At 49.5% G+C, this 20,665-nt stretch carries 15 protein-coding genes and 1 pseudogene; 6 read left to right on the top strand and 10 right to left on the bottom strand.

Features of this window, described 5'->3' with window-relative positions; all coding sequences use genetic code 11:
* The 6 genes from CZ379_RS06230 to CZ379_RS06205 form a co-directional block, all read right to left on the bottom strand.
* A partial coding sequence (locus tag CZ379_RS06230; protein ID WP_199925491.1) for an ATP-binding cassette domain-containing protein occupies positions 1 to 788 on the bottom strand: 788 nt, incomplete at its 3' end.
* Positions 789 to 1,154: 366 nt separating this feature from the next.
* Positions 1,155 to 3,071 (bottom strand): ABC transporter ATP-binding protein, encoded by a 1,917-nt coding sequence (locus tag CZ379_RS06225; protein WP_110930873.1) that lies wholly within the window; start codon positions 3,069 to 3,071, stop codon positions 1,155 to 1,157.
* A complete protein-coding gene (locus CZ379_RS06220; protein WP_110930872.1) occupies positions 3,068 to 4,795 on the bottom strand; it encodes an ABC transporter ATP-binding protein in 1,728 nt (575 codons plus the stop codon). The genes CZ379_RS06225 and CZ379_RS06220 overlap by 4 nt, the downstream gene beginning before the upstream one ends.
* The gene (locus CZ379_RS06215; RefSeq protein ID WP_110934257.1) at positions 4,792 to 5,277 is read right to left on the bottom strand and encodes a MarR family winged helix-turn-helix transcriptional regulator; all 486 of its coding nucleotides are present in this window, start codon (positions 5,275 to 5,277) and stop codon (positions 4,792 to 4,794) included. The genes CZ379_RS06220 and CZ379_RS06215 overlap by 4 nt, the downstream gene beginning before the upstream one ends.
* 203 nt (positions 5,278 to 5,480) lie before the next feature.
* Complete coding sequence (gene pdaA, locus CZ379_RS06210) at positions 5,481 to 6,278, bottom strand: delta-lactam-biosynthetic de-N-acetylase (RefSeq protein WP_110930871.1); 798 nt, start codon at positions 6,276 to 6,278, stop codon at positions 5,481 to 5,483.
* 145 nt (positions 6,279 to 6,423) lie between these two features.
* Positions 6,424 to 7,476: an oxidoreductase gene (locus tag CZ379_RS06205; protein ID WP_110930870.1), complete on the bottom strand. Its 1,053-nt coding sequence runs from the start codon at positions 7,474 to 7,476 to the stop codon at positions 6,424 to 6,426.
* 562 nt (positions 7,477 to 8,038) lie between these two features.
* Between CZ379_RS06205 and CZ379_RS06200 the strand changes: the two are divergent.
* Positions 8,039 to 9,222 (top strand): annotated as a pseudogene (locus CZ379_RS06200) (IS3 family transposase).
* 424 nt (positions 9,223 to 9,646) lie between these two features.
* Here CZ379_RS06200 and cidR read toward each other — a convergent pair.
* Positions 9,647 to 10,537: a cidABC operon transcriptional activator CidR gene (gene cidR / locus CZ379_RS06195; RefSeq protein WP_110930869.1), complete on the bottom strand. Its 891-nt coding sequence runs from the start codon at positions 10,535 to 10,537 to the stop codon at positions 9,647 to 9,649.
* A 142-nt stretch (positions 10,538 to 10,679) separates the two neighbouring features.
* On the opposite strand from cidR, the gene CZ379_RS06190 reads away from it, so the two are divergent.
* Both CZ379_RS06190 and CZ379_RS06185 read left to right on the top strand, forming a co-directional pair.
* Complete coding sequence (locus CZ379_RS06190; protein ID WP_110930868.1) at positions 10,680 to 11,060, top strand: CidA/LrgA family holin-like protein; 381 nt, start codon at positions 10,680 to 10,682, stop codon at positions 11,058 to 11,060.
* A complete protein-coding gene (locus CZ379_RS06185) occupies positions 11,060 to 11,743 on the top strand; it encodes a CidB/LrgB family autolysis modulator (protein ID WP_110934256.1) in 684 nt (227 codons plus the stop codon). Before CZ379_RS06190 ends, CZ379_RS06185 begins: the two co-directional genes overlap by 1 nt.
* A gap of 197 nt (positions 11,744 to 11,940) precedes the next feature.
* Here the strand turns inward: CZ379_RS06185 and CZ379_RS06180 are convergent, their stop codons facing one another.
* Both CZ379_RS06180 and CZ379_RS06175 read right to left on the bottom strand, forming a co-directional pair.
* Positions 11,941 to 12,357 carry an exosporium protein C gene (locus CZ379_RS06180; protein ID WP_110930867.1) on the bottom strand — a complete coding sequence of 139 codons (417 nt, stop codon included), beginning with the start codon at positions 12,355 to 12,357 and terminating at the stop codon, positions 11,941 to 11,943.
* 162 nt (positions 12,358 to 12,519) lie between these two features.
* Positions 12,520 to 13,494, bottom strand: a complete 975-nt coding sequence (locus CZ379_RS06175) for a Gfo/Idh/MocA family protein (RefSeq protein ID WP_110930866.1) — start codon at positions 13,492 to 13,494, stop codon at positions 12,520 to 12,522.
* Between the two features lie 217 nt (positions 13,495 to 13,711).
* Between CZ379_RS06175 and CZ379_RS06170 the strand changes: the two genes are divergently transcribed.
* Together CZ379_RS06170 and gdhA are read left to right on the top strand one after the other, a co-directional pair.
* Positions 13,712 to 14,356, top strand: coding sequence for a nitroreductase family protein (locus tag CZ379_RS06170; RefSeq protein WP_110930865.1), 645 nt, complete (start codon positions 13,712 to 13,714; stop codon positions 14,354 to 14,356).
* Positions 14,357 to 14,614: 258 nt separating this feature from the next.
* Positions 14,615 to 15,997 (top strand): NADP-specific glutamate dehydrogenase, encoded by a 1,383-nt coding sequence (gene gdhA, locus CZ379_RS06165; protein ID WP_110930864.1) that lies wholly within the window; start codon positions 14,615 to 14,617, stop codon positions 15,995 to 15,997.
* A gap of 104 nt (positions 15,998 to 16,101) precedes the next feature.
* Here gdhA and CZ379_RS06160 read toward each other — a convergent pair whose 3' ends face one another.
* Positions 16,102 to 16,998 carry a glutamate biosynthesis transcriptional regulator GltC gene (locus CZ379_RS06160; RefSeq protein ID WP_110930863.1) on the bottom strand — a complete coding sequence of 299 codons (897 nt, stop codon included), beginning with the start codon at positions 16,996 to 16,998 and terminating at the stop codon, positions 16,102 to 16,104.
* Positions 16,999 to 17,551: 553 nt separating this feature from the next.
* Here CZ379_RS06160 and CZ379_RS06155 point away from each other — a divergent pair.
* Complete coding sequence (locus tag CZ379_RS06155) at positions 17,552 to 20,593, top strand: X2-like carbohydrate binding domain-containing protein (RefSeq protein WP_110934255.1); 3,042 nt, start codon at positions 17,552 to 17,554, stop codon at positions 20,591 to 20,593.
* The last annotated feature ends 72 nt before the right edge of the window (positions 20,594 to 20,665 follow it).

The following is a 20,665-nucleotide window of genomic DNA, read 5'->3' as shown; positions in this document are numbered from 1 at the left end:
TGGAATAGGTTCATTGGGGTGCGCGGCCGGAGCCCTTTTTGCGGGCGAAAATACCGGAATCCGCCAGCATAGCGTCGGCAGCCATCCGCCTGCAGCTCCAATATGGCGGTGGCCGTCCGATCCATAAACGTCCGATCATGCGATACGTATAAAATAGTTCCATCATAGCTGCCGACCCATTGCTCCAGCCAATTCAAAGACTCCGTATCCAGATGATTTGTAGGCTCATCAAGGAGGACGAATTTAGGCTCCCGGATCATAAGAACAGCCAGCTGTGCCCTCGTCTTCTGTCCGCCGCTTAATTGTCCGAATGGCAGCCTCCACAGCTCAGGTGCTAAATTCATTTGAACCAAGCGTTTCTCTACCTTGACTTCCCAGTCATATCCCCCTAACTGCATATACTGCTCATAAATGAAACCATATCTCTCCATGCTTGCTTCCGAAGCGCAGCCTGAGCCCATTTCAACCTGCAGCTGTTCAAGCTCCCGTTTCACTTCGTAGATGTCCCCGGATCTGGACTGAACATATTCCAGCAGCGTAAGCGATGAACCGCAATCGACCTGCTGCTCCATCCAGCCCCATTCTTCTTGCGGCAATATTCGGTGAATGCGTCCATCTTCGAATTTGAACCTGCCTAACAGGCCCTGCAGCAAGGTTGTCTTCCCCGAGCCGTTCCGGCCAAACAGTGCCAGCCGCTCCCCCTTACTGACCTCAAACGAAATATTTTCAAATAAAACAGTGCTGCTCCATTCCTTCTTTACATCTTTGACAGATAAAATCATCGTCATTTTACATCATCCCCCGTTTTCGCAGTATGGCAACGCAAATAACCGTGGCCAGCGGCACACGGTCAAATACGCGGAAATAGGGGGCCGATCATAAAGAGGCGGAGGGGCAGGGTCGCCCGTTCCTTCAATCCGCTTATGATCATATCTGTCTTTTTGAATACAAAAAAGAAGACCCTAAGTCGACACACGTATCCCTGACCGGCTCTCTTATCAAGAGAGCGCCGCTTGCCTGCTGACAAGTTGTCTTGTGGGAACGTGTTCTTACTCCATCGTCTAAGGGTCCTCCGTATCGTTAAAATAATGTTTTGGCTACACCTTATTATTACCACGAATTTCAATCCAGGGCAAGCCGATCGCTACAGAAAGTCAACCTACCTCAAGATCGAAGCCGCCCTTGGAGAATTGGCTGTTATACAGATCGGCATAAAATCCGCCCTGCCCCAGCAATTCCTCATGCGTCCCCTGCTCGATGACTGACCCATGATTCATCACCAGAATCAAATCCGCATCCTTAATCGTCGACAGACGGTGGGCAATAACAAAGCTTGTTCGCCCCTTCATGAGCTCATTCATTGCTTTCTGGATATAAATTTCCGTCCGCGTATCCACGCTGCTCGTTGCTTCATCCAGAATAAGAATAGCCGGATCAGCGAGAACAGCCCGGGCAATCGTCAGCAACTGCTTCTGGCCTTGCGAAATGTTGGAGGCCTCCTCATTCAGGATCGTATCGTAGCCGTCGGGCAACGTACGGATGAAGTGATCCGCCTGCGCCGTCTTTGCCGCCTCGATAATGTCCTCCTCAGTCGCTCCCTCTCGTCCATAGGCGATGTTGTCACGAATCGTGCCATTAAACAGCCATGTATCCTGCAGCACCATTCCGAATAGACTGCGCAAATCTCCACGGCTCATATCTGCAATATTGACACCGTCGACCGTAATCGCCCCGTCATTTACCTCATAGAAACGCATGAGCAGATTGATCAACGTCGTCTTCCCGGCGCCCGTTGGCCCAACGATCGCAATTGTCTGTCCTTTCGAGGCGTGAATGCTCATATCCTCGATCAAAATCGCTTGATCCTTGTAGCCAAAACGAACGTGATTAAAGGATACTTCCCCCTTCGGTTCATCAATTTTAATGGGATGAACCGGATCAGATATTTCCTCCACCTCGTCCAGCACCTCGAATACACGCTCCGAGGATGCTACGGTGGATTGAATGATATTTGCAATGTTTGCCGTCTGTGAAATCGGCTGCGATAGCTGTCTCGTGTACTGGATAAACGCCTGCACGTCACCGATCTTAATTTTCCCCTTCAAGACCAGTATGCCGCCCACTACGGCGACAAGCACATAACCGATGTTGCCGATGAAACTCATGATCGGCATAATTACGCCTGAAATAAACTGCGCCTTCCAGCCCGCCTCATACAAGCGCTCGTTAATTTCATCGAATTGCTCTAGCGATTTCTGCTCGCGTCCGAATACCTTAATCACTTTGTGGCCAGTGTACATTTCTTCCACATGACCATTCAGCATTCCGAGCTCCTTCTGCTGACGAACAAACTGGCGCTGGGAACGCTTGGCGATCGAGGTAATCGCCACGATGCTCAGCGGTATCGTCAATATTGCAATCAACGTCATTAACGGACTAATCGTCAGCATCATCACGATGACCCCGATAATGGTCAGGATCGACGTGATCAGCTGCGTCATGCTCTGCTGCAGGGTCGAGCTAATATTATCCATATCGTTAGTCACCCGGCTCAGAATTTCACCGTGTGTCCTGGCATCATAGTACTTCAAAGGCAAGCGCGACAGCTTGTCGTTTACCTGTTTCCGTAAATTATAGACCGTCTTCTGGGATACATCCGCCATTAAATATTGCTGGAAGTAGCTAAATAGCGCGCTCAATAAGTACAATCCAAGCAAATAAAGAATAATTTTCCCGATAGCATCAAAATCAATGGCGGCTCCTGGAATATCGTTCATCATGCCCATAATGCCTTCAAACAGCACCGTCGTTGCTTCACCCATTACCTTGGGGCTGATAATGGCAAATACCGTACTAAGAATGGCCATAAGCACCACGGAGCCTAATTGCACCCTGAACGGACGCATATATGTCATCAGGCGTTTGAGCGTGCCTTTGAAATCCTTCGCCTTCTCGACCGGCATCCCCATGCCCGGGCCGCCATGACCGCCCGGACCACCGTGGCCGCGGCCACCGCCCCGTTTGCCGAAGCCGCCGGAATTTCTTGCACTTTGATTCTGGCTCTGGCTCATGCGATCTCCTCCTCTGAAAGCTGGGACAAGACGATTTCGCTATACACATCGCATGTCTCCATCAATTCCTGATGCTTGCCGATGCCCGCAATTCTGCTCTCGTCCATCACGATGATTTGATCAGCATCCAACACGGTGCTCACCCGCTGGGCAACGATAATGACCGTAGATTCCTTCGTCTCCTGCTTCAGCGCCGCACGCAGCTTGGAATCCGTCTTGAAATCGAGCGCCGAGAAGCTGTCGTCGAAAATGTAAATCTCCGCCTGACGCACCAATGCCCGGGCGATCGAAAGGCGCTGCTTCTGTCCGCCGGAAACGTTGGAACCGCCCTGCGCGATTGGACTGTCATAGCCCTCCTCCATTTTGGAGATAAAGTCGGCAGCCTGAGCGATCTCTGACGCATGCCGTACTTCCTCATCAGTGGCATCCTCTTTGCCGTAGCGAATATTGTCGCTGATCGTCCCCGTAAATAGAATGGCTTTCTGCGGTACGAAGCCGATCTTCGCACGCAGCTCCTGTTGGGACATGTCTCTGACATCAACGCCGTTCACGAGCACTCGCCCGCCCTCCACGTCATAAAATCTCGGAATGAGATTAATCAGCGTGGATTTGCCAGAGCCCGTGCCGCCGATAATAGCGGTTACCTCACCCGGACGAGCGGCGAAGCTGATATTCTGAATCGCCGGTTTCTCGGCCCCAGGATAGCTGAACGACACGTTCTGGAACTCGACATGGCCCTTTGGCCCGGTTGCAGGAGCCGCCGTCTTCGCATCGTTGATCACGGGAACCATATCCAACACCTCATTGATCCGTACAGCAGAAGCTGACGCCCGCGGGATCATCACGAACATCATCGAAACCATGAGCAGCGAGAACATAATTTGCATGGCATACTGCAGAAAGGCCATCAAGTCGCCGACCTGCATCGACCCTGCTTCAATGCGCAGCCCGCCGAACCAAATGATCGCTACCGACGATAAGTTCATGACCAGCATCATAATCGGCATCATGAAAGCCATAATCTTATTGACTTTAATCGAGGTATCCGTCAAGTCAAAGTTCGCTTGATCGAATCGCATTTTCTCATGCTGAACACGGTTGAAGGCGCGGATGACGCGAATCCCGGTCAAGTTCTCCCGCATGACGAGATTCAGCTTGTCGATCTTCTTCTGAATCGATTTGAACAGCGGAATCCCTTTTCTCGCAATCAAGAAAATAGCCAACGCCAGCACAGGCAGCACCACAACAAAAATGAGCGACAATGTCGCATCCTTAGATACAGCCATAATGATACCGCCGATACAGAGCATCGGAGCCATGACCATCATCCGCAGGATCATAATAAGCACCTGTTGAATTTGCGTAATATCGTTTGTAGTACGCGTGATCAGCGAGGCCGTCCCGACCTTGTCGAATTCCTCCAGGGAGAAATTTTCCACATGGCTAAACACCTTGCCCCGCAGCAGCTTTCCGAACCCTGTTGCGGCCCTGGAAGAGAAATAGCTGGCTGCAATGGAACAGAGCATTCCTCCTAGAGCCACCAGCAGCATCAGGGAGCCGACTTTCCATATATAAGGTGTATCTCCGTTAACTACGCCAATATCTACGATATCCGCCATAAGTGTCGGCAAATACAGCTCAGACAACGATTGAAAAAACACGAGCACGAGCACGGCAAGTATAGGCAGCCGGAATGGCTTCAAAAATCGAAAAAGCTTGATCATCGTCCATCATCTCCACTTTCTCTATCAATCTCATGCTTCTCTTTCATGCTGGCAGCCAAATAGTCATACACCTGTTCAAGCAACGAAGCCAGCTGCTCCGTCTTCTCTGCTCCCAAATGCTCATATAAATTTTTGAATCTTTGAGCTACGTCTTCTTTAGCTTGCTTCGTCACGGCCTTTCCCTTCTCCGTCAGCTTCACCCGCACCACGCGCCGATCCTCCTGATCGTTGTACCTGGTGACCAGTCCCCCACGCTCCAAGCTCTTGATCAGCTGGGTAATGGTCGGCGAAGTGACCTCCATCATGGAGCTTAGCGAAGAGACGGATGAGCCCCTTTCGTCCTGCGCACATCCCCGCTGAATGCACATTAGCATTTTGATTTCGCTATTATTCCATCCATCTATCGCCATCTTGTGCAGACCGGCACGGCGGAAGCGGTGAATCGCTTCTATGAGTCGTTGGGCTACCGGATCGTCGCCCATAATCACGCTATCATCCCCTCAAAAAATACTTAAATTGTTTAATAATTCGCAATACTATTTATTAGCATACCTAATTATATTTCCGTTATTTTTCAAAGTCAAATATGTCTAAACCGAGGCGAACGCCATGCTGTAATAGGAGAAAACACAAAAAACCCCGCTGCTGGCGAGGCTCTTTAAAACTATATTCTCTAAACGATGTTCTAAAACGGCAGCTTCATCCCACCGATCTCAGGAATGGCTCTAAATTCGTAGCCTTGACGGCGAGCCTCATCAATGATGGCGCCAAGCGCCTCCATATTGTCTTTGGACACCGAATGCAGCAGGATCACGGCCCCCGGATGCAATTGTGCTACCACCTTTTTAAGAGCATAATCGCTCCCCTTCTGATCCTTCGTATCCCAATCCTTATACGCTGCCGACCAGAACACGTTCGTGTAGCCAAGCTCCTTCGTTACGCGAAGTGTCCGGTCATTGAAGATGCCTCGGGGCGGACGAAGATACCCCATATCGCTCTGCCCGGTCAAAGATACGATTTCCTTGTTCACTCGTTCCAGCTCTTCTTTGATCTGCCCATCGGATATCGTCGTCATGTCTGGATGACTCCAGGAATGATTACCGACGATATGGCCTTCAGACACCATGCGCTTTACGAGCGCAGGCTGATCCTTTACAAAATGACCCGTCACAAAAAAAGCCGCCGGGACCTTCTTCGCTTTGAGCGTGTCCAGAATAGGACTCGTATAGCCATTCTCATACCCGTTGTCAAATGTCAGAAACAATTCCTTCCGGGAAGTATCGCCTAGAAAGATTGCGCCATGCTTATCGACAATCGGCTTGAAGCCCTCCTCGTCAATCGAGGGAAGTTGTCCGTTCACGCTCCGCTTGAAGCCGAAATGATAAGCTCCATCTGCTGCGGCCGAGGCCGCAAAGGCTGACCCGGTTGGCAAGAGGCCCAGGAGACAGCAGGTCGCCAACGCCATCAACAACGCCATTCTCATCCTTCATTCTCTCCTTTTACTCATCATAGTAGGTCATTGTATTTTCTGCCTTACCGTTAAAAAATATGCATATTTAATAACATAAAAGGCTCCCCTGGCAGAGTCTCTAGGAGAACTCGCCGGGGAGCCAGCGGTATTTTAATATTTATGAATTGCGATGATCCAGCGTAAGCACCCGTCCCTTGGAATGACTATCCATAGCTAGCTCGATGATGCGAATAACATCGCGGGCATCTTCCGCTAGCACAGGCGAAGCTTGTCCATGGAGAATAGCGTCGGCCAGCTTCCTGTAGAACATTTCATAGCCCCCGATCAGCGTATCCACCGTGCCGCTTACAGCCAAGCCTCCGATATCCGTTGTAAGCTTGCCATAATTGGCCGCGGTATCCCGTCCCCAGTCTTCAGCGTCAGGGCCGAGCCCTTTCCGAAGCTGTGCCTCCTGCGGATCGAATCCGTGCTTGATGAAGCTGCCTCGATCACCATGAAGGATAAAGCGGGGGCCTTGCTCGCGGACTAATGATCCGGCGTGAAGGACGACCCGAAGGTTAGAATAGCCGAGAACAAGGTGGAAATAATCAGTGACCTTGCCGCCTCGGCGCTCTTTTCGCAAATCTGCCCAAACTGTATTTGGCTTCCCAAATAGCGTTAATGCCTGATCAATCAAATGCGACCCAAGGTCATAAAGCATACCTGAGCCAGGCAGATCCTGCTCGCGCCAGCGTCCGGTCACCTCTGGACGAAAACGGTCGAAATGAGCTTCATAGTAAGAGACGTTTCCAAGTACGCCCGTTTCCAGCAGGCGGCGGATGGTGAGGAAGTCATTATCCCAGCGACGATTATGATATACCGTGAGCAGCAGCTTCTTCTCTTTGGCAAGCGCAATCAAACGCTCCGCTTCTTCCGAGCTATTCGTGAAGGGCTTCTCCACAACGACATGTTTACCCGCCTCTAACGCCTGAGTCGCATATTCGTAGTGCGTCAAATTCGGGCTGGATATGACCACGACCTGAATGTTCTGATCGTTAAGGAGCGCCTCGATGTCCCGATATACTTTCGCGTCCCGGTAGCTCTCCTTCACTTTATCCGGCTGAGATGATACCACAGCTGCTAGCTTCAAGCCTTCTGTCCGATCAATCAGCGGAGCGTGAAATACAGAGCCTGATAGCCCGAATCCAATAAGTCCTACCTGAATTGCCATTCCTGTTCCTCCTCTACCCCAAATCGCCAATGGTTGTTTATATCGAATGCCCTCATTATACCATTGGAAGCGAGATCAGCCCAAGCTGCAGAAACATGCTATAAAAGATGTCCCCAATGGTGGATGCGGACAAGGGAGAAAAATGATTCCGAACAAACGAAAAGCTTTCTGATAGAAGCTGCTTCGGGAGCATAAGCTTGTGGTCGCCTTTGGTCGCCTTGGTCGTTTTTGATCGCCTTGGTCGTTTTTGGTCGTTTTTGCGAGTGAATTTTTGCCTCTTACTCATTATGAACCTATATCTTTAAAGAAATCTGGGCCAGCATCTTCCAAGAAATCTGAAGAGCAGCGATCGTATCGAGAAACATTTCGCGTACTTGCCCCACATCCTACGTACTTCGCCACACCCATTTTAATAAATCATCTTATGATAAATGGATTTATAGTAGTTAGTTTCTGCAGCAAGGAAAGAAAAGTAGATTTAAATGGATTTCTGCAACTAGAATAAAAAGTGGACAGTCCTTAAGTGAACCTAGATAATAATCCTTAAGGGAGAGATGTCCGGATGGAACGTAATAGTTACAGTGAAGAGTTTAAGAAGCAGACAGTGAAGTATATTTTAGAGCAAAGTAAGTCCATGCCGCAGTTGGCCGAAGAACTCGGTATATCTGCGGGTGTGTTGCACAACTGGAAAGCACTTTACCGCGATGAAATCCAGCTGGAATCTTTAGTCACACCGGAGAGAGTGCGTCAACTCGAACAACAACTGCGTAAAAAGGAACTAGAGAATCAAGAGAAGGAGCGAGAAAATCAAGATCTCCAGGAAGAACTCGCTATATTAAAAAAGGCGCTGCACATCTTCAGCAAAGAAAGGAATTGAGATTCCAATTCATTGAAGAACATCGCTCCGAGTTTTCGGTGGAGAAGATGTGCAAGGTTTTACAAGTGTCTCGGAGTGGCTTCTACAAGTGGCAAAAGGCATTGCCTAGCGAGCAGAAACTTCGAAAGGCGAAGGTTCTGGAGAGAGTCAAGTATCATTTTCATGACTCCGGGGAACGCTACGGCAGTCCTAAGATTACCCGAATGCTGTGGAAAGAGCGTATCCAGGTCGCGGAGCGCACAGTTAGCATCTACATGAAAGAACTGGGGTTGCGTTCTTGTGTCTCCCGTAAATTTAAGGTGCAGACGACCGATTCCAATCATGACTCACCCATTGCTCCCAATGAGTTGAACCAGAACTTTGCCGTATCTGAACCGAACAAAGTGTGGGTTGCAGATATTACCTACATCCCCTGCCGAGAAGGACGGCTGTACTTGGCTAGTCTGATGGATCTGTGCACACGCGAGATCGTGGGTTGGCGGCTTTACGGCCGGATGACAACAGAACTTGTCTTAGATGCTCTAGAGGCCGCATATGATGCGAAAAAACCAGGTAAGGGATTGCTTCACCATTCCGATCGCGGTTCACAGTACGCATCGAAGGAGTACCGTGACAAGCTGGAATCGTATTCCATGAAGGTTAGCATGAGTCGTAAAGGGAATTGCTACGATAACGCTTGTATCGAGTCATTTCACAGCATCTTGAAAAAAGAACTCATCTACAGAACGAAGTTCAAGACCAAACAACAGGCTTACGAGACCATTTACAGGTACATTGAATTTTTCTACAACCGCAAACGAATCCACAGTTCAATCGGCTATGTGTCGCCGGTTCAATTTGCTGCGCAATTCAAGAAGGAGACGGCGTAAACTTTCACTTAATAGGTGTCCACTTTCTTGACAGAAGTCCATTCATGTTGTTAGAAGAAGGAAAATTGCCATTTGGGCCTGGATTCTCGACTTTAGATACATAAACTCTATCTATTCCCCAGAAACATTCATTTAAACATAATTAGATACATGAATTCCATTTCCTCACATTTTGGAGATTGTCTCACGAATGCTCAATCATTCACAGGACTTTTACTTTCAAAAACTCAGGCAAAGCGAGTTAGGCTGGGACAGCTGCCCGTTTAGTGTACGACAGCTTGGTACGCATCTTAATGTACGCCATCTCTGTGTTCGTCAGCTTGGTACACGCATCTCTGTGTACGCCATCTCAGCGTTCGTCAGCTTGGTATACGTATTTTACTCTTACTCTCCTACACACCTACACTCCTGTACTCTTATACTCTTATAACGCCTTGGCCAGCTCCGATTTAGCAAATGCAATCCACTCCCGTGTGGCAAATGACATGTAACGGTCATCCCGCCATATGATGCCCAGATTCCACGGGATAATCGGCTTCACCAGAGGGATTATTCTGACCCGTTTATTATCAATCTCCCGGCAAATCGTCTCCGGAAGAAGCGTGATCCCCAGGCCCACGGCGACCATTTCGCTGATTAAATCCCACTGTGAGCTTTCATAGATGACATGCGGCTGGAATCCAAACCGCGCGCACTCGCCGATAATCCGGTCATGAAGCGTAAAGTCCTCCCGAAACAATACGAAATCATCCTGAGCCAGCTCCGCCAGTTCGATCTCCTTCCGTTCCGCCAGAGGATGGGATGGATGCACGACCAAATTCAGCCTTTCCTCCACAAATGGAAAGCTGCTGAGTCCATCCTGAGTTGTCGGCAGCACGACCACGCCTACTTCCAGCGCCCCAGCGGCTACCTCCAGTTCTACCTTCTTGGCGCCATCCTCATAGAGCTGGATCGTAATGTCCGGATATTTCTTATGAAATTGTCCGATCACCTTAGGAAAAAAGCTGGCGCCGACCATCGGCGGCAAACCGATCCTTATATGACCTTTCTTTAAATTGCGGAGGTCATCCAGCTCCGAGGTCAGGTTCTGAAAGGAAGCTACGATCTGCTGAGCTTGTCCAGCTATGATCCGGCCGGCATCAGTTAGTTCCACCCTTTTGCCCAGCCGATCAAACAAGACGACACCGAGCTCTTCCTCCATCGATTTGATTGCCTTGCTAATCGCCGGCTGCGTAATATACAGGGCATCCGCAGCCTTGGTAAAGCTTCCAAATCGCGCGACCTCAATTAAATATTGAAGCTGACGAATGTCCATAGCTTATCCTGATCTCCTTCTGGGAAAAATTATCGATAACTTTTAGGAATAGTATACATTATTTATATTCATTTTACTCATGAAAGTAATTGATGTAATATTTTCATTACCAACTTAACGACTATGAAAGGAACCTGCTAGAATGGATAAATTACGCACGATTGCTTGGAGCGTACTGCAAGTCATCCTTCTGTTCTTCATCTCCATTGTGATGAATCAGATTGCGGAGCTGCTCCATTTGCCCATCCCAGGTTCCATCCTGGGCATTATCATCATCTTTGCACTACTCAAAACGAATGTGATCAAGCTGACCTGGATCGAAAAGGGCGCCAATTTACTTCTGGCCGAGCTGCTGCTGTTCTTTATTCCTTCTGCGGTCGGGATCATGAAATATATTCCGCTGCTGGAGAGCGACGGAGTGCGTATTCTCGTTGTCGTTATTTCCAGTACATTTATCGTTATGCTGAGCTCGGGGCTGATTGCCTCAAAAATTACGAAACGGAAGGAGAGTAAAACCTCATGATGATCAGTTTGTTCTGGCTTCTGCTAACTCTCCTGCTTTATGGAGTTTCCAAGAGAATTTACCAAGCTAGACCACGCGTCTACTTATCTCCGCTATTGATAACTCCCATCGTGCTGGTGGTGGGCCTGATGTGGACAAATGTCCCTTATGAGTCATACAATTCTGGCGGAAAATGGCTTAGCGACATGCTTCAGCCTGCCACGATCGCTTTTGCCGTGCCGCTGTACAAATACTACAATGTACTTAAGAAGCACGCGGCAGTCATCATCGTTAGCGTCTTATCCGGCTCGATCGTCGCCATGTTCTCCTCCGCGTTGCTGGCGGAATGGCTTCGCTTGGATCATCAGCTCGTAAGCAGTCTTATCCCCCGTTCCATCACGGCGCCGATTGCGATGAGCGTATCGCAGGCTATCGGCGGAATTCCTAATGTCACTGCGATCTTTGCCGTCATTACAGGCTTGCTTGGCAGTATTATCGGGCCATATGTGCTCAAATGGTTTCGGATTGAGAATGAGGTTGCCCGCGGGGTGCTGCTCGGTACAGGCGCTCATGGCACAGGAACCTCCAAAGCGTTTGAATTTAGTTCCTTGACCGGAACAATATCCAGCATTTCCATGATCCTCGCCGCCCTGTTTACGCTCGGCGTGGCTCCAATGCTCATCACGGTGCTGTTCTATGGATGAGCGTTAATCCAAGGGGTTCCTCCAAGTTTAATATATATGAGTATGGGCTCTGCCAAATGGCAGAGTCTCTTTTTTTATAGAGCCTTCTTCTCCCGCAATAATTCTAATGGTTGAACATGACAAAATAGGCCGAGAGCAAGCTCTCAACCTATTTTGTCAGTCTTGCAAATATGACGGCTAAGGGTACTAAATCAAACTTACGGAGCAGTTGCTAACGCACTAAACACGATCGGACCGATGACTCTAGCCGTATTCGCGGCAGCAGCAATCTGTTCCACCGACAAAATGTAATCATGCACTCCGGGCGCAACATTCGAATCTACCGCCGTTAATGCCGTAAGGTTTACGTTCTCGAAGTTCGCTTCAATAGCCTGTTCAGCGTAATAGATTTCATGACCGTCGCGCAAAATCCGGAATAACACGCGGGGAATACCCGTCAATCCCTGCAATCCCACAGTTGCCGTCAATTCAACCGTGTTGACAGGAGCGTTAGCAGGAATAGATACCCGAACGAGCGCGATACCCTGACCGGCTGGAGTTTGCGGAACATTAATCGCAGCTCCATTCGTGATAGGGGTCGGAACATTCGTAACATGTTGAAGAAGCACTGCCATATTTCTATCAACTCCTTTCAAGGATTACTCCATACTATGAAAGGGCGATAGAAATAGATTGGACGAGTAGACTAGGAAAATTGCTTATTTTTAAGAGAGCAGCTATTGAACTAAGCTCCAAGGAACACTTGAAGGTAACAATCTTGCTCTTCCTAGCTTTAGCTAAAGAATACGCACCGATTGCCCGGTAAGCGAAGATTCAAGAGCGGCGCAGGTCACCGCTTGGGTACGGACGGCATCCGCATAGTCAGAACGAATCCGGGAGGCATCCCCTGTACGTACCGCATGAAGAAAAGCTAACGTCTCGGCGACATAAGGATTATCCGTGCTAGAATAGCTGGTGGACACGCCGTTGTTTTTTATTTCGAACTTATCAGGATCCCAGGCCAATATGCCTTGCTCCGTGTAGAAGCTCAGGCCGACTTCCCCTACCGCTCCCGGCAGCACGCAAGTATTTGAGATATTAGCTATAGCACCGCTGGAGAGCTTCAGTGTAACTGTACCGATATCTGGAACTGTGACTCCCTCATGCTGCTCGTGCACAATTCTGTTTCCGTAAGCAGCATATACTTCTTCCACCTCACCAGCGACGTAACGGAGCAAATCTACTAAATGCGTCGTCTGCTCAATAAACTGCCCGCCCGACCCTTCTTGTCTCCTCCACCAGCCGACTCCGGGCATACTGCCCATCCATGCTCCCAAAGCCATTCCGATCGTCTGTCCTTCCAGGAGTTCCTTGAGGTGCAAAGCGGACTGCTTATAGCGGAAATGATAGCCGACCGATGTAATCACCGGTTTGCGGCGAAGCTGCTCCAAGATTTTATTGGGCCCGTCCCAATCAACGCCCAGCGGTTTTTCTACGAGAAAAGGAATTCCCCGAGCAATAAGCTCCGTCTCCATTCCCTCATGCGCCATCGGCGGTACGCACAAATACACCGCATCGAGCCGCTCGCTATCCAGCATGGCGGTCAGACTGTCGAAGCCCTTTGCCCCGGGATAACGAGATGCAAGCGAATTCGCCTTCTCCATGCTGGTTCCGCATGTTGCAGCTACACGCACGCCTTCAGTTTCGGCCAAAATATCCCCATGCACCTTACTAAACCAACCGGTACCGACAATTCCAATATTTAAGGTCATTGATGTTCTCTCCTTAGATCGTAATCTTGTATTAAATTTAGCGTAACCTCTCTCCTATTAAAGCACAAGAAATGAATAGGAACTGTTCTTGTAAAAATAACAGTTGAAATATATACTGTGAATGTGTATTTAACACGGTACATCGTATTTTTGTATTTCCCTAACATCTTATAGATTGTACATTCAATATATAAATTATAGAGAGGATTGGATCCATATGAGCAGCGTGGATAAGGTTGATTTAAGCAATATTTATACAGTAATGCGAGAAAGGCATTCCGTACGGGCGTACGATCCCTTGATTCGAATTCCGCGGGAGGAATTGAAAGAAATCATTGAATTGGCCACGACAGCCCCTTCTTCCTCCAATCTGCAGCCTTGGCGTTTTCTGATCATCGACAACAAGGAAATCCAGAAGCAGATCCATCCGATCACCAATAACCAGCAGCATGTGCTGGAGGCCTCAGCCATTATCGCCGTACTGGGGGATTTAGAATCTTTGAAGCGGGCCGATGATATATATAACAGAACTGTAGAAGCCGGATACTTGCCTCCAGAGGTCAAGGAAGGCATGATGGCGCGCATCCAGGAGCTATACGGGGGATTGACCCCTGAGCAAATGCACCGGATCAACTTGTTCGATGCGGGCCTGGTCTCCATGCAGCTCATGCTTGCTGCCAAGGCGAAGGGATACGATACCGTGCCTATGGGAGGCTATAACACTGAGAAATTCGCCGAGGCGCTCCAGCTTCCGGAGACGCTCGTACCAACCATTCTGATCGCGATCGGTAAGGGAACGAAGCCGGCACGCCAATCCGTTCGTCTTCATGTCGATGAAATTATACATTGGAATAGCTTGTAACGAACAATTTTATGCAGGGATCTGCTGTATTCGGCAGATCCCTGTCAATATTTTGGCAATCTTTTTCGTGCCTACTATGTCATTTTTCATATAATTAAGTAATGAAGTGCTGAGCTAGTACCTTAAAGTTGATCTCAATATGGCATGAAGTTCATCTAAATAAAGTTTTGTTTAGAACAGTGATACATATTACAATTGATTCAGACAAATCGTGAAAAAGAGAACGAATTTTATATTAGTTTGAAAGGTGGAGTAGCCATGGCTATCATACAGCAACAGTCTAACAGTAATCTGGACACGGCTAAACAATATGTCAATGAGGTATATGAAACGGTCAAAAAGCGGAATCCCGGAGAAACAGAATTTCATCAAGCGGTGAAAGAAATTTTGGATTCTCTCGTTCCCGTTTTCGCTAAACATTCGAAATATCAGGATCATGCCATACTGGAAAGAATCGTCGAGCCCGAGCGGCTGATTACATTCCGTATTCCTTGGGTTGACGACTACGGTAAAGTGCAAGTGAATCGCGGCTTCCGCGTACAGTTCAATAGTGCTATCGGGCCTTACAAAGGCGGCATTCGCTTCCATCCTTCCGTCAATGCCAGCATCATCAAATTTCTGGGCTTCGAGCAAATTTTCAAAAACTCCCTGACCGGGCAGCCGATTGGCGGCGGCAAGGGCGGATCGGACTTCGACCCTAAGGGCAAATCAGATAATGAAATCATGCGCTTTACGCAAAGCTTCATGACCGAATTGTCCAGATATGTCGGACCGGATACGGACGTACCTGCGGGAGACATTGGTGTAGGGGCTAGAGAAATCGGCTATATGTTCGGGCAGTACAAACGCCTTGTCGGCGGCAACGAAGCCGGGGTGCTCACAGGAAAAGGCTTGCTGTACGGCGGAAGCCTTGGAAGAACCGAAGCAACGGGCTATGGTCTCGTTTACTTTACAAGAGAAATGCTGAAGACCAAAGGGGAGCGTCTGGAAGGAAAAACGGTCGTTGTATCCGGCTCCGGCAACGTCTCCATCTATGCTATCGAGAAAGCTCAACAGTTCGGCGCTAAAGTTGTCGCATGCAGCGACTCTAACGGCTACATTTTTGACGAGAACGGAATCGATCTAGCTACCGTGAAACGCATCAAGGAAGTAGAGAGAAAGCGGATCAAAGAATACGTAAACGATCATCCTTCTGCAATCTATGTCGAAGGCTGTGAGAACATTTGGAGCATTCCTTGCGATATTGCCTTACCTTGCGCAACCCAGAACGAAATTAATGAGGAATCGGCAAAATTGCTCGTTGCCAACGGCGTGAAATACGTAGCTGAAGGCGCCAACATGCCTTCCACGCTGGAAGCTATCGAAGTGTATCTGAACAATGGAGTTTATTTCGGGCCAGCCAAAGCGGCAAACGCTGGCGGAGTAGCGGTATCTGCGCTGGAAATGGCTCAAAACAGCGCGAGACTTGCCTGGTCGTTCGAGAAAGTGGACAAAAAGCTGAAGGACATCATGAAAAACATTTACAGAAACAGTGTCAACGCGGCTGAGGAGTACGGTTATTCCGGCAATCTTCTGGTAGGCTCGAACATCGCTGGCTTCCTTAAAGTTGCTGACACCATGATCATTCACGGCGTCGTGTAAACACAAACAAAGCAAGATAATTAATTCGATGCAATACGAAGGAGCTGCCCCTATGTACGAAATTTACTTAGGGGCAGCTCCTTTTTGCATTGTGGCGGCTGTATCTACAGTCCAAAGCTAGGCGCCATCTCTTTGAGGAAATCATAAAATAGCTTCTCCGTGGGCGGCAGCTCCCGGTTTGCTGGAATAATCACTCCAACATCGCGCGTGACCAGCGGTTCAGTGATCGGCAGTGCTACGATGGAGTCAGGAAGGTATTCACTAAGGGCTATTTCCGGCAGCACCGTTAAGCCAAGTCCTGCGGAGACAAGCCCCTTAATTGCGTCCAAATCGTCCCCTTCGAACGTCACCTTCGGCTTAAAGCCAAGATCGCCGCAAGCATTCACGACAATTTCCCGCAGAACGAAGCCCTCGGGGAACAGTACGAACAAATCGTCCTTCAGATCACTGAGCTTGACCGACGACTTGCCCGCTAATTTATGCTTGGACGGAAGCAGCGCTTTGAATTTTTCACGAAAAAGCACTTCCACTTTAATTTGCGATTCATTCTTCGGGACAGGCCCCATAATCGCCAGATTCATGTCCCCCTTAATCACCGAATCGACCAGCTCGCGATAAGAACCATGCTGCAGTTGAAAATGTACGGCCGGGTATTGCTCCCTAAAAGCGGATACGACTCCAGGGATCATTTGTGCCGCCAAGCTGCTCGGGAAACCGATCCGCACCGTTCCCCGCTCCGGATCCAGAAATTCGCTGATCTCCTGGCGTGCGTTATCAAGCACCTTGACGAGCTGCTCCATATGAGCGAGAAACAGCTTACCGATCGGAGTGAGCTTTACCTTCCTCCCTTCATGAAGGAACAAATCTACGCCAAGCTCCGATTCCAACTTAAAAATTTGTCTGCTAACAGCAGACTGCGATACGTGAAGAGCATAAGAGGCCTCCGTCACATGCTCCAGCTTCGCAACCTCAATGAAATACAGGATCTGCCTCAATTCCATTCCGCCGCTTCACCTCCGGGTTCCCAATAAAGTATAGCCCCATTATATAAGTTAAGCAGGCAGAACAAAAGCAGGACATAAGATCAAGTGCCAATCCAATATAAACAATACTTTTTATTGAATATTTACCAATAATAAGGTAACATTAACCTACCTATCTATTTTTCACACTACTTTTCATAGCTGAATCCGATGCATAGCGAAGTCCGAACGACTGACCACGTCTTGCTGATTCCTTAAGAAAAGGAGGTGTTGTCCCCCCTACAGTCAGCATGCTTTTACCATGGTTGCCGTTATTAATGAGCCGCCTCTCGCCTGATTCATGAACAAAATGTTCACGTGTGCAATTGTTGTTGTATTAGCCGTATGCTTAATTTCGGACATGCTCGTTTATCGATTTTCTTCTCAAATTCAATCCTACTAACGCCTATTAATCATCATCAATTTCTCTATCAATCATCCAATAGCAGGGAGGGTTTATGAAGTGTCTAAAACAATCTTTTTCAAAAGTGCTTCCCTTAAGAAGTTTCATATCGTGCTATTATCCATTCTTATGGCAGGATCAGCCTTTGCGAGTTTAATCGGAGCAGGCCATGCCCATGCAGCGGCCAGCGAGGACTACCAGTGGCGCAAAGTAGTCACGGGGGGCGGAGGCGGGTTTGTGCCGGGGATTATTTTTAATGAGACAGAGCCGAATCTGATTTATACAAGAACCGATATTGGCGGGGCTTATCGCTGGAATGAAGCGGATAAAAGCTGGGTTCAACTGCTGGACTGGGTAGGCATAGACGAATGGGGCAAGACCGGCGTCGATGCCTTGGCAACCGATGCGGTCGATCCGAATCGCCTGTACCTTGCCGTCGGCACCTATACAAACAGCTGGGATCCGAATAATGGCAGCATTCTACGCTCGACGGACAAAGGCGACACCTGGCAGGTGTCTAATCTGCCTTTCAAGGTTGGCGGCAATATGCCTGGGCGCTCGATGGGAGAGCGGCTTGTAATTGATCCTAACAAGAACAATATTTTATATTTCGGAGCACGCAGCGGCAATGGCCTATGGAAAAGCACCGACTATGGGGCAACATGGAGCAAGGTAAGCAGCTTTCCTAACCCGGGCACATATGTCGAAAACCCCGATTATGAGTATCAAAGCGACATCGTGGGGCTCGCTTGGATTACGTTCGATCCTTCGACCGGTTCGCCTGGACAAGCTACACAAACGATTTATGTTGGCGTTGCGGATAAAAATGAAAGCGTATACCGAAGCACGGACGGAGGCGCGACATGGTCTGCCGTTCCCGGCCAGCCGACCGGTTACCTCCCCCACCATGGCGTTCTAGCCTCGAATGGTCAGCTGTACATTCCTTATAGTGATGGCGCAGGCCCTTACGATGGAACAAAAGGCGACGTATGGAAATACGACACGGCCACAGGGGTCTGGACCAATATCAGTCCTATTCCATCCAGCAGCAGCGATAATTACTTCGGGTACGGCGGATTCGCCGTCGATGCCCAGCATCCCAATACGATTGTTGTCGCCACGCTCAATTCCTGGTGGCCGGACGCGATCCTATTCCGCAGTACTGATGCAGGCGCAACCTGGAGCCGTATTTGGGATTGGGACGGGTATCCGAATCGGACGCTTCGTTATACTCAGGATATCTCCGGCGCCCCGTGGCTCGATTTCGAGAACAATCCTTCTCCGCCCGAGGTTACGCCAAAGCTCGGCTGGATGATCGGCGATCTTGAAATCGATCCGTTCAATTCCGACCGAATGATGTACGGCACCGGAGCAACTATTTACGGCACCAACAACCTTACGGCCTGGGATACCGGCGGCAAGGTGAACATTAGCGTGATGGCCAAAGGAATAGAGGAGACTGCGGTCAGCGATCTCATCAGCCCGCCGTCTGGCCCGCATTTGATCAGCGGCCTGCTCGATGTCACAGGCTTCAAGCACGACGATCTAACCCAGCCTCCAGCCAAAATGATGACCCATCCGAACAGCACGACGGACATGGACTACGCTGAACTCGATCCTAGCTTTATCGTGCGTGTGGGACAAGCGGATAAATCCGCTGATCCAAACGCCAAGTCCATCGGCTTCTCTCGGGACGGCGGAGCAAACTGGTACGCCGCAAACGGCGAACCTGCCGGTACCGCAGGCGGAGGCAAGGTAGCCCTTTCCGCCAATGGCAACGCTATTCTATGGAGTACTCCTGATGTAGGCGTCTTCTATTCCAGTGGGGGTAACTCCTGGACAGCCAGCACCGGGGTGCCTAAGGGAGCAAAGATCGCTTCTGACCGCGTGAACTCTAATAAATTTTACGCTTGGTCGGCCGGCAATTTCTATGTAAGCACAAACGGCGGTGCCACATTCACAAAGACGGCAGCTGCGGGACTTCCTGCCGAGGGAGATCTGGACTTCAAAGCCATACCCGGCATTGAAGGCGATATATGGCTCGCCGGAGGCAATACAACAGGCGGCAAATACGGCCTTTGGCACTCTACCGATTCCGGAGCCTCCTTCACCAAGCTCTCCAACGTCCAGGAGGCCAACGTGATCGGATTCGGCAAGGCTGCGCCCGGACAGAGCTACATGGCGCTTTACACCAGTGCCAAGATCGATGGCGTACGCGGCATTTTCCGCTCTAATGATGCGGGAGCTACCTGGATCAGAATTAATGACGACCAGCATCAATATGCCTCGACCAACTCGGCCATTACTGGTGACCCAAGAATTTACGGTCGTGTATATATAGGAACAAATGGGCTTGGCATCGTATACGGGGATGCGCTTACGAATCCGCCGGAACCGGAAGAACCGGGGCCGGAGGAGCCTGGCCCTGGCTCTACGATTTCACCCACGGCTGCCGACTTTGACAAGAACGCGAGCAATCAGGCCGATGTAACGGTTGCAATGACACTGAATGGGAATACATTAACCGCCATTCGCAACGGGGCTGCGGCATTGACGGAAGGCAGCGATTATACAGTTTCCGGCTCCAACGTCACAATCCTCAGCAGTTACTTGGCAGCCCAGCCGCTTGGTTCAGTGAGCCTGACGTTCCAGTTCAGCGCCGGGGATGCCTCGGTGTTGAACATCAGCATTAAGGACTCGACCGTAACAGCACCTGCCGGAGACATTAAAATTCAGATGTATAATGGATCGGTGAACAATGTGACGAACACGCTTAACCCCCAGATTAAGCTGACGAATACCGGCAGCCAGGCCCTCCATCTCTCCGATGTCAAGCTGCGTTACTACTACACCATCGATGGAGAGCAAGCGCAAAATCTGTTTTGCGACTGGTCTCAGGTGGGGAGTTCTAACGTTACAGGCACTTTTGTCAGGATGGCTACAGCGGTAAGCGGTGCAGACTATTATGCGGAAATCGGCTTCACGAGCGGAGCTGGCAGCCTAGCAGCCGGACAAAGCATTGACCTGCAAATTCGCATTTCCAAATCCGACTGGAGCAATTATTCGCAAAGCGATGACTACTCCTTCGATTCCGCTTCCACAGCTTATCAAGATGCCCCGCAGGTAACCGGCTACGTCGCTGGTACCCTGCAATGGGGGATTGAGCCTTAAGCTGCCGCTTCATTAAAAAGAACCTCGCCCTATAATGCGACTTCCAGTGGATAGGCTTAGGCCCAACCATTG

Origin of the sequence: Paenibacillus bouchesdurhonensis, assembly GCF_900155685.1 — a bacterium.
Lineage (GTDB): Bacteria > Bacillota > Bacilli > Paenibacillales > Paenibacillaceae > Fontibacillus > Fontibacillus bouchesdurhonensis.
This window is presented reverse-complemented; position numbering and strand designations above follow the sequence as displayed.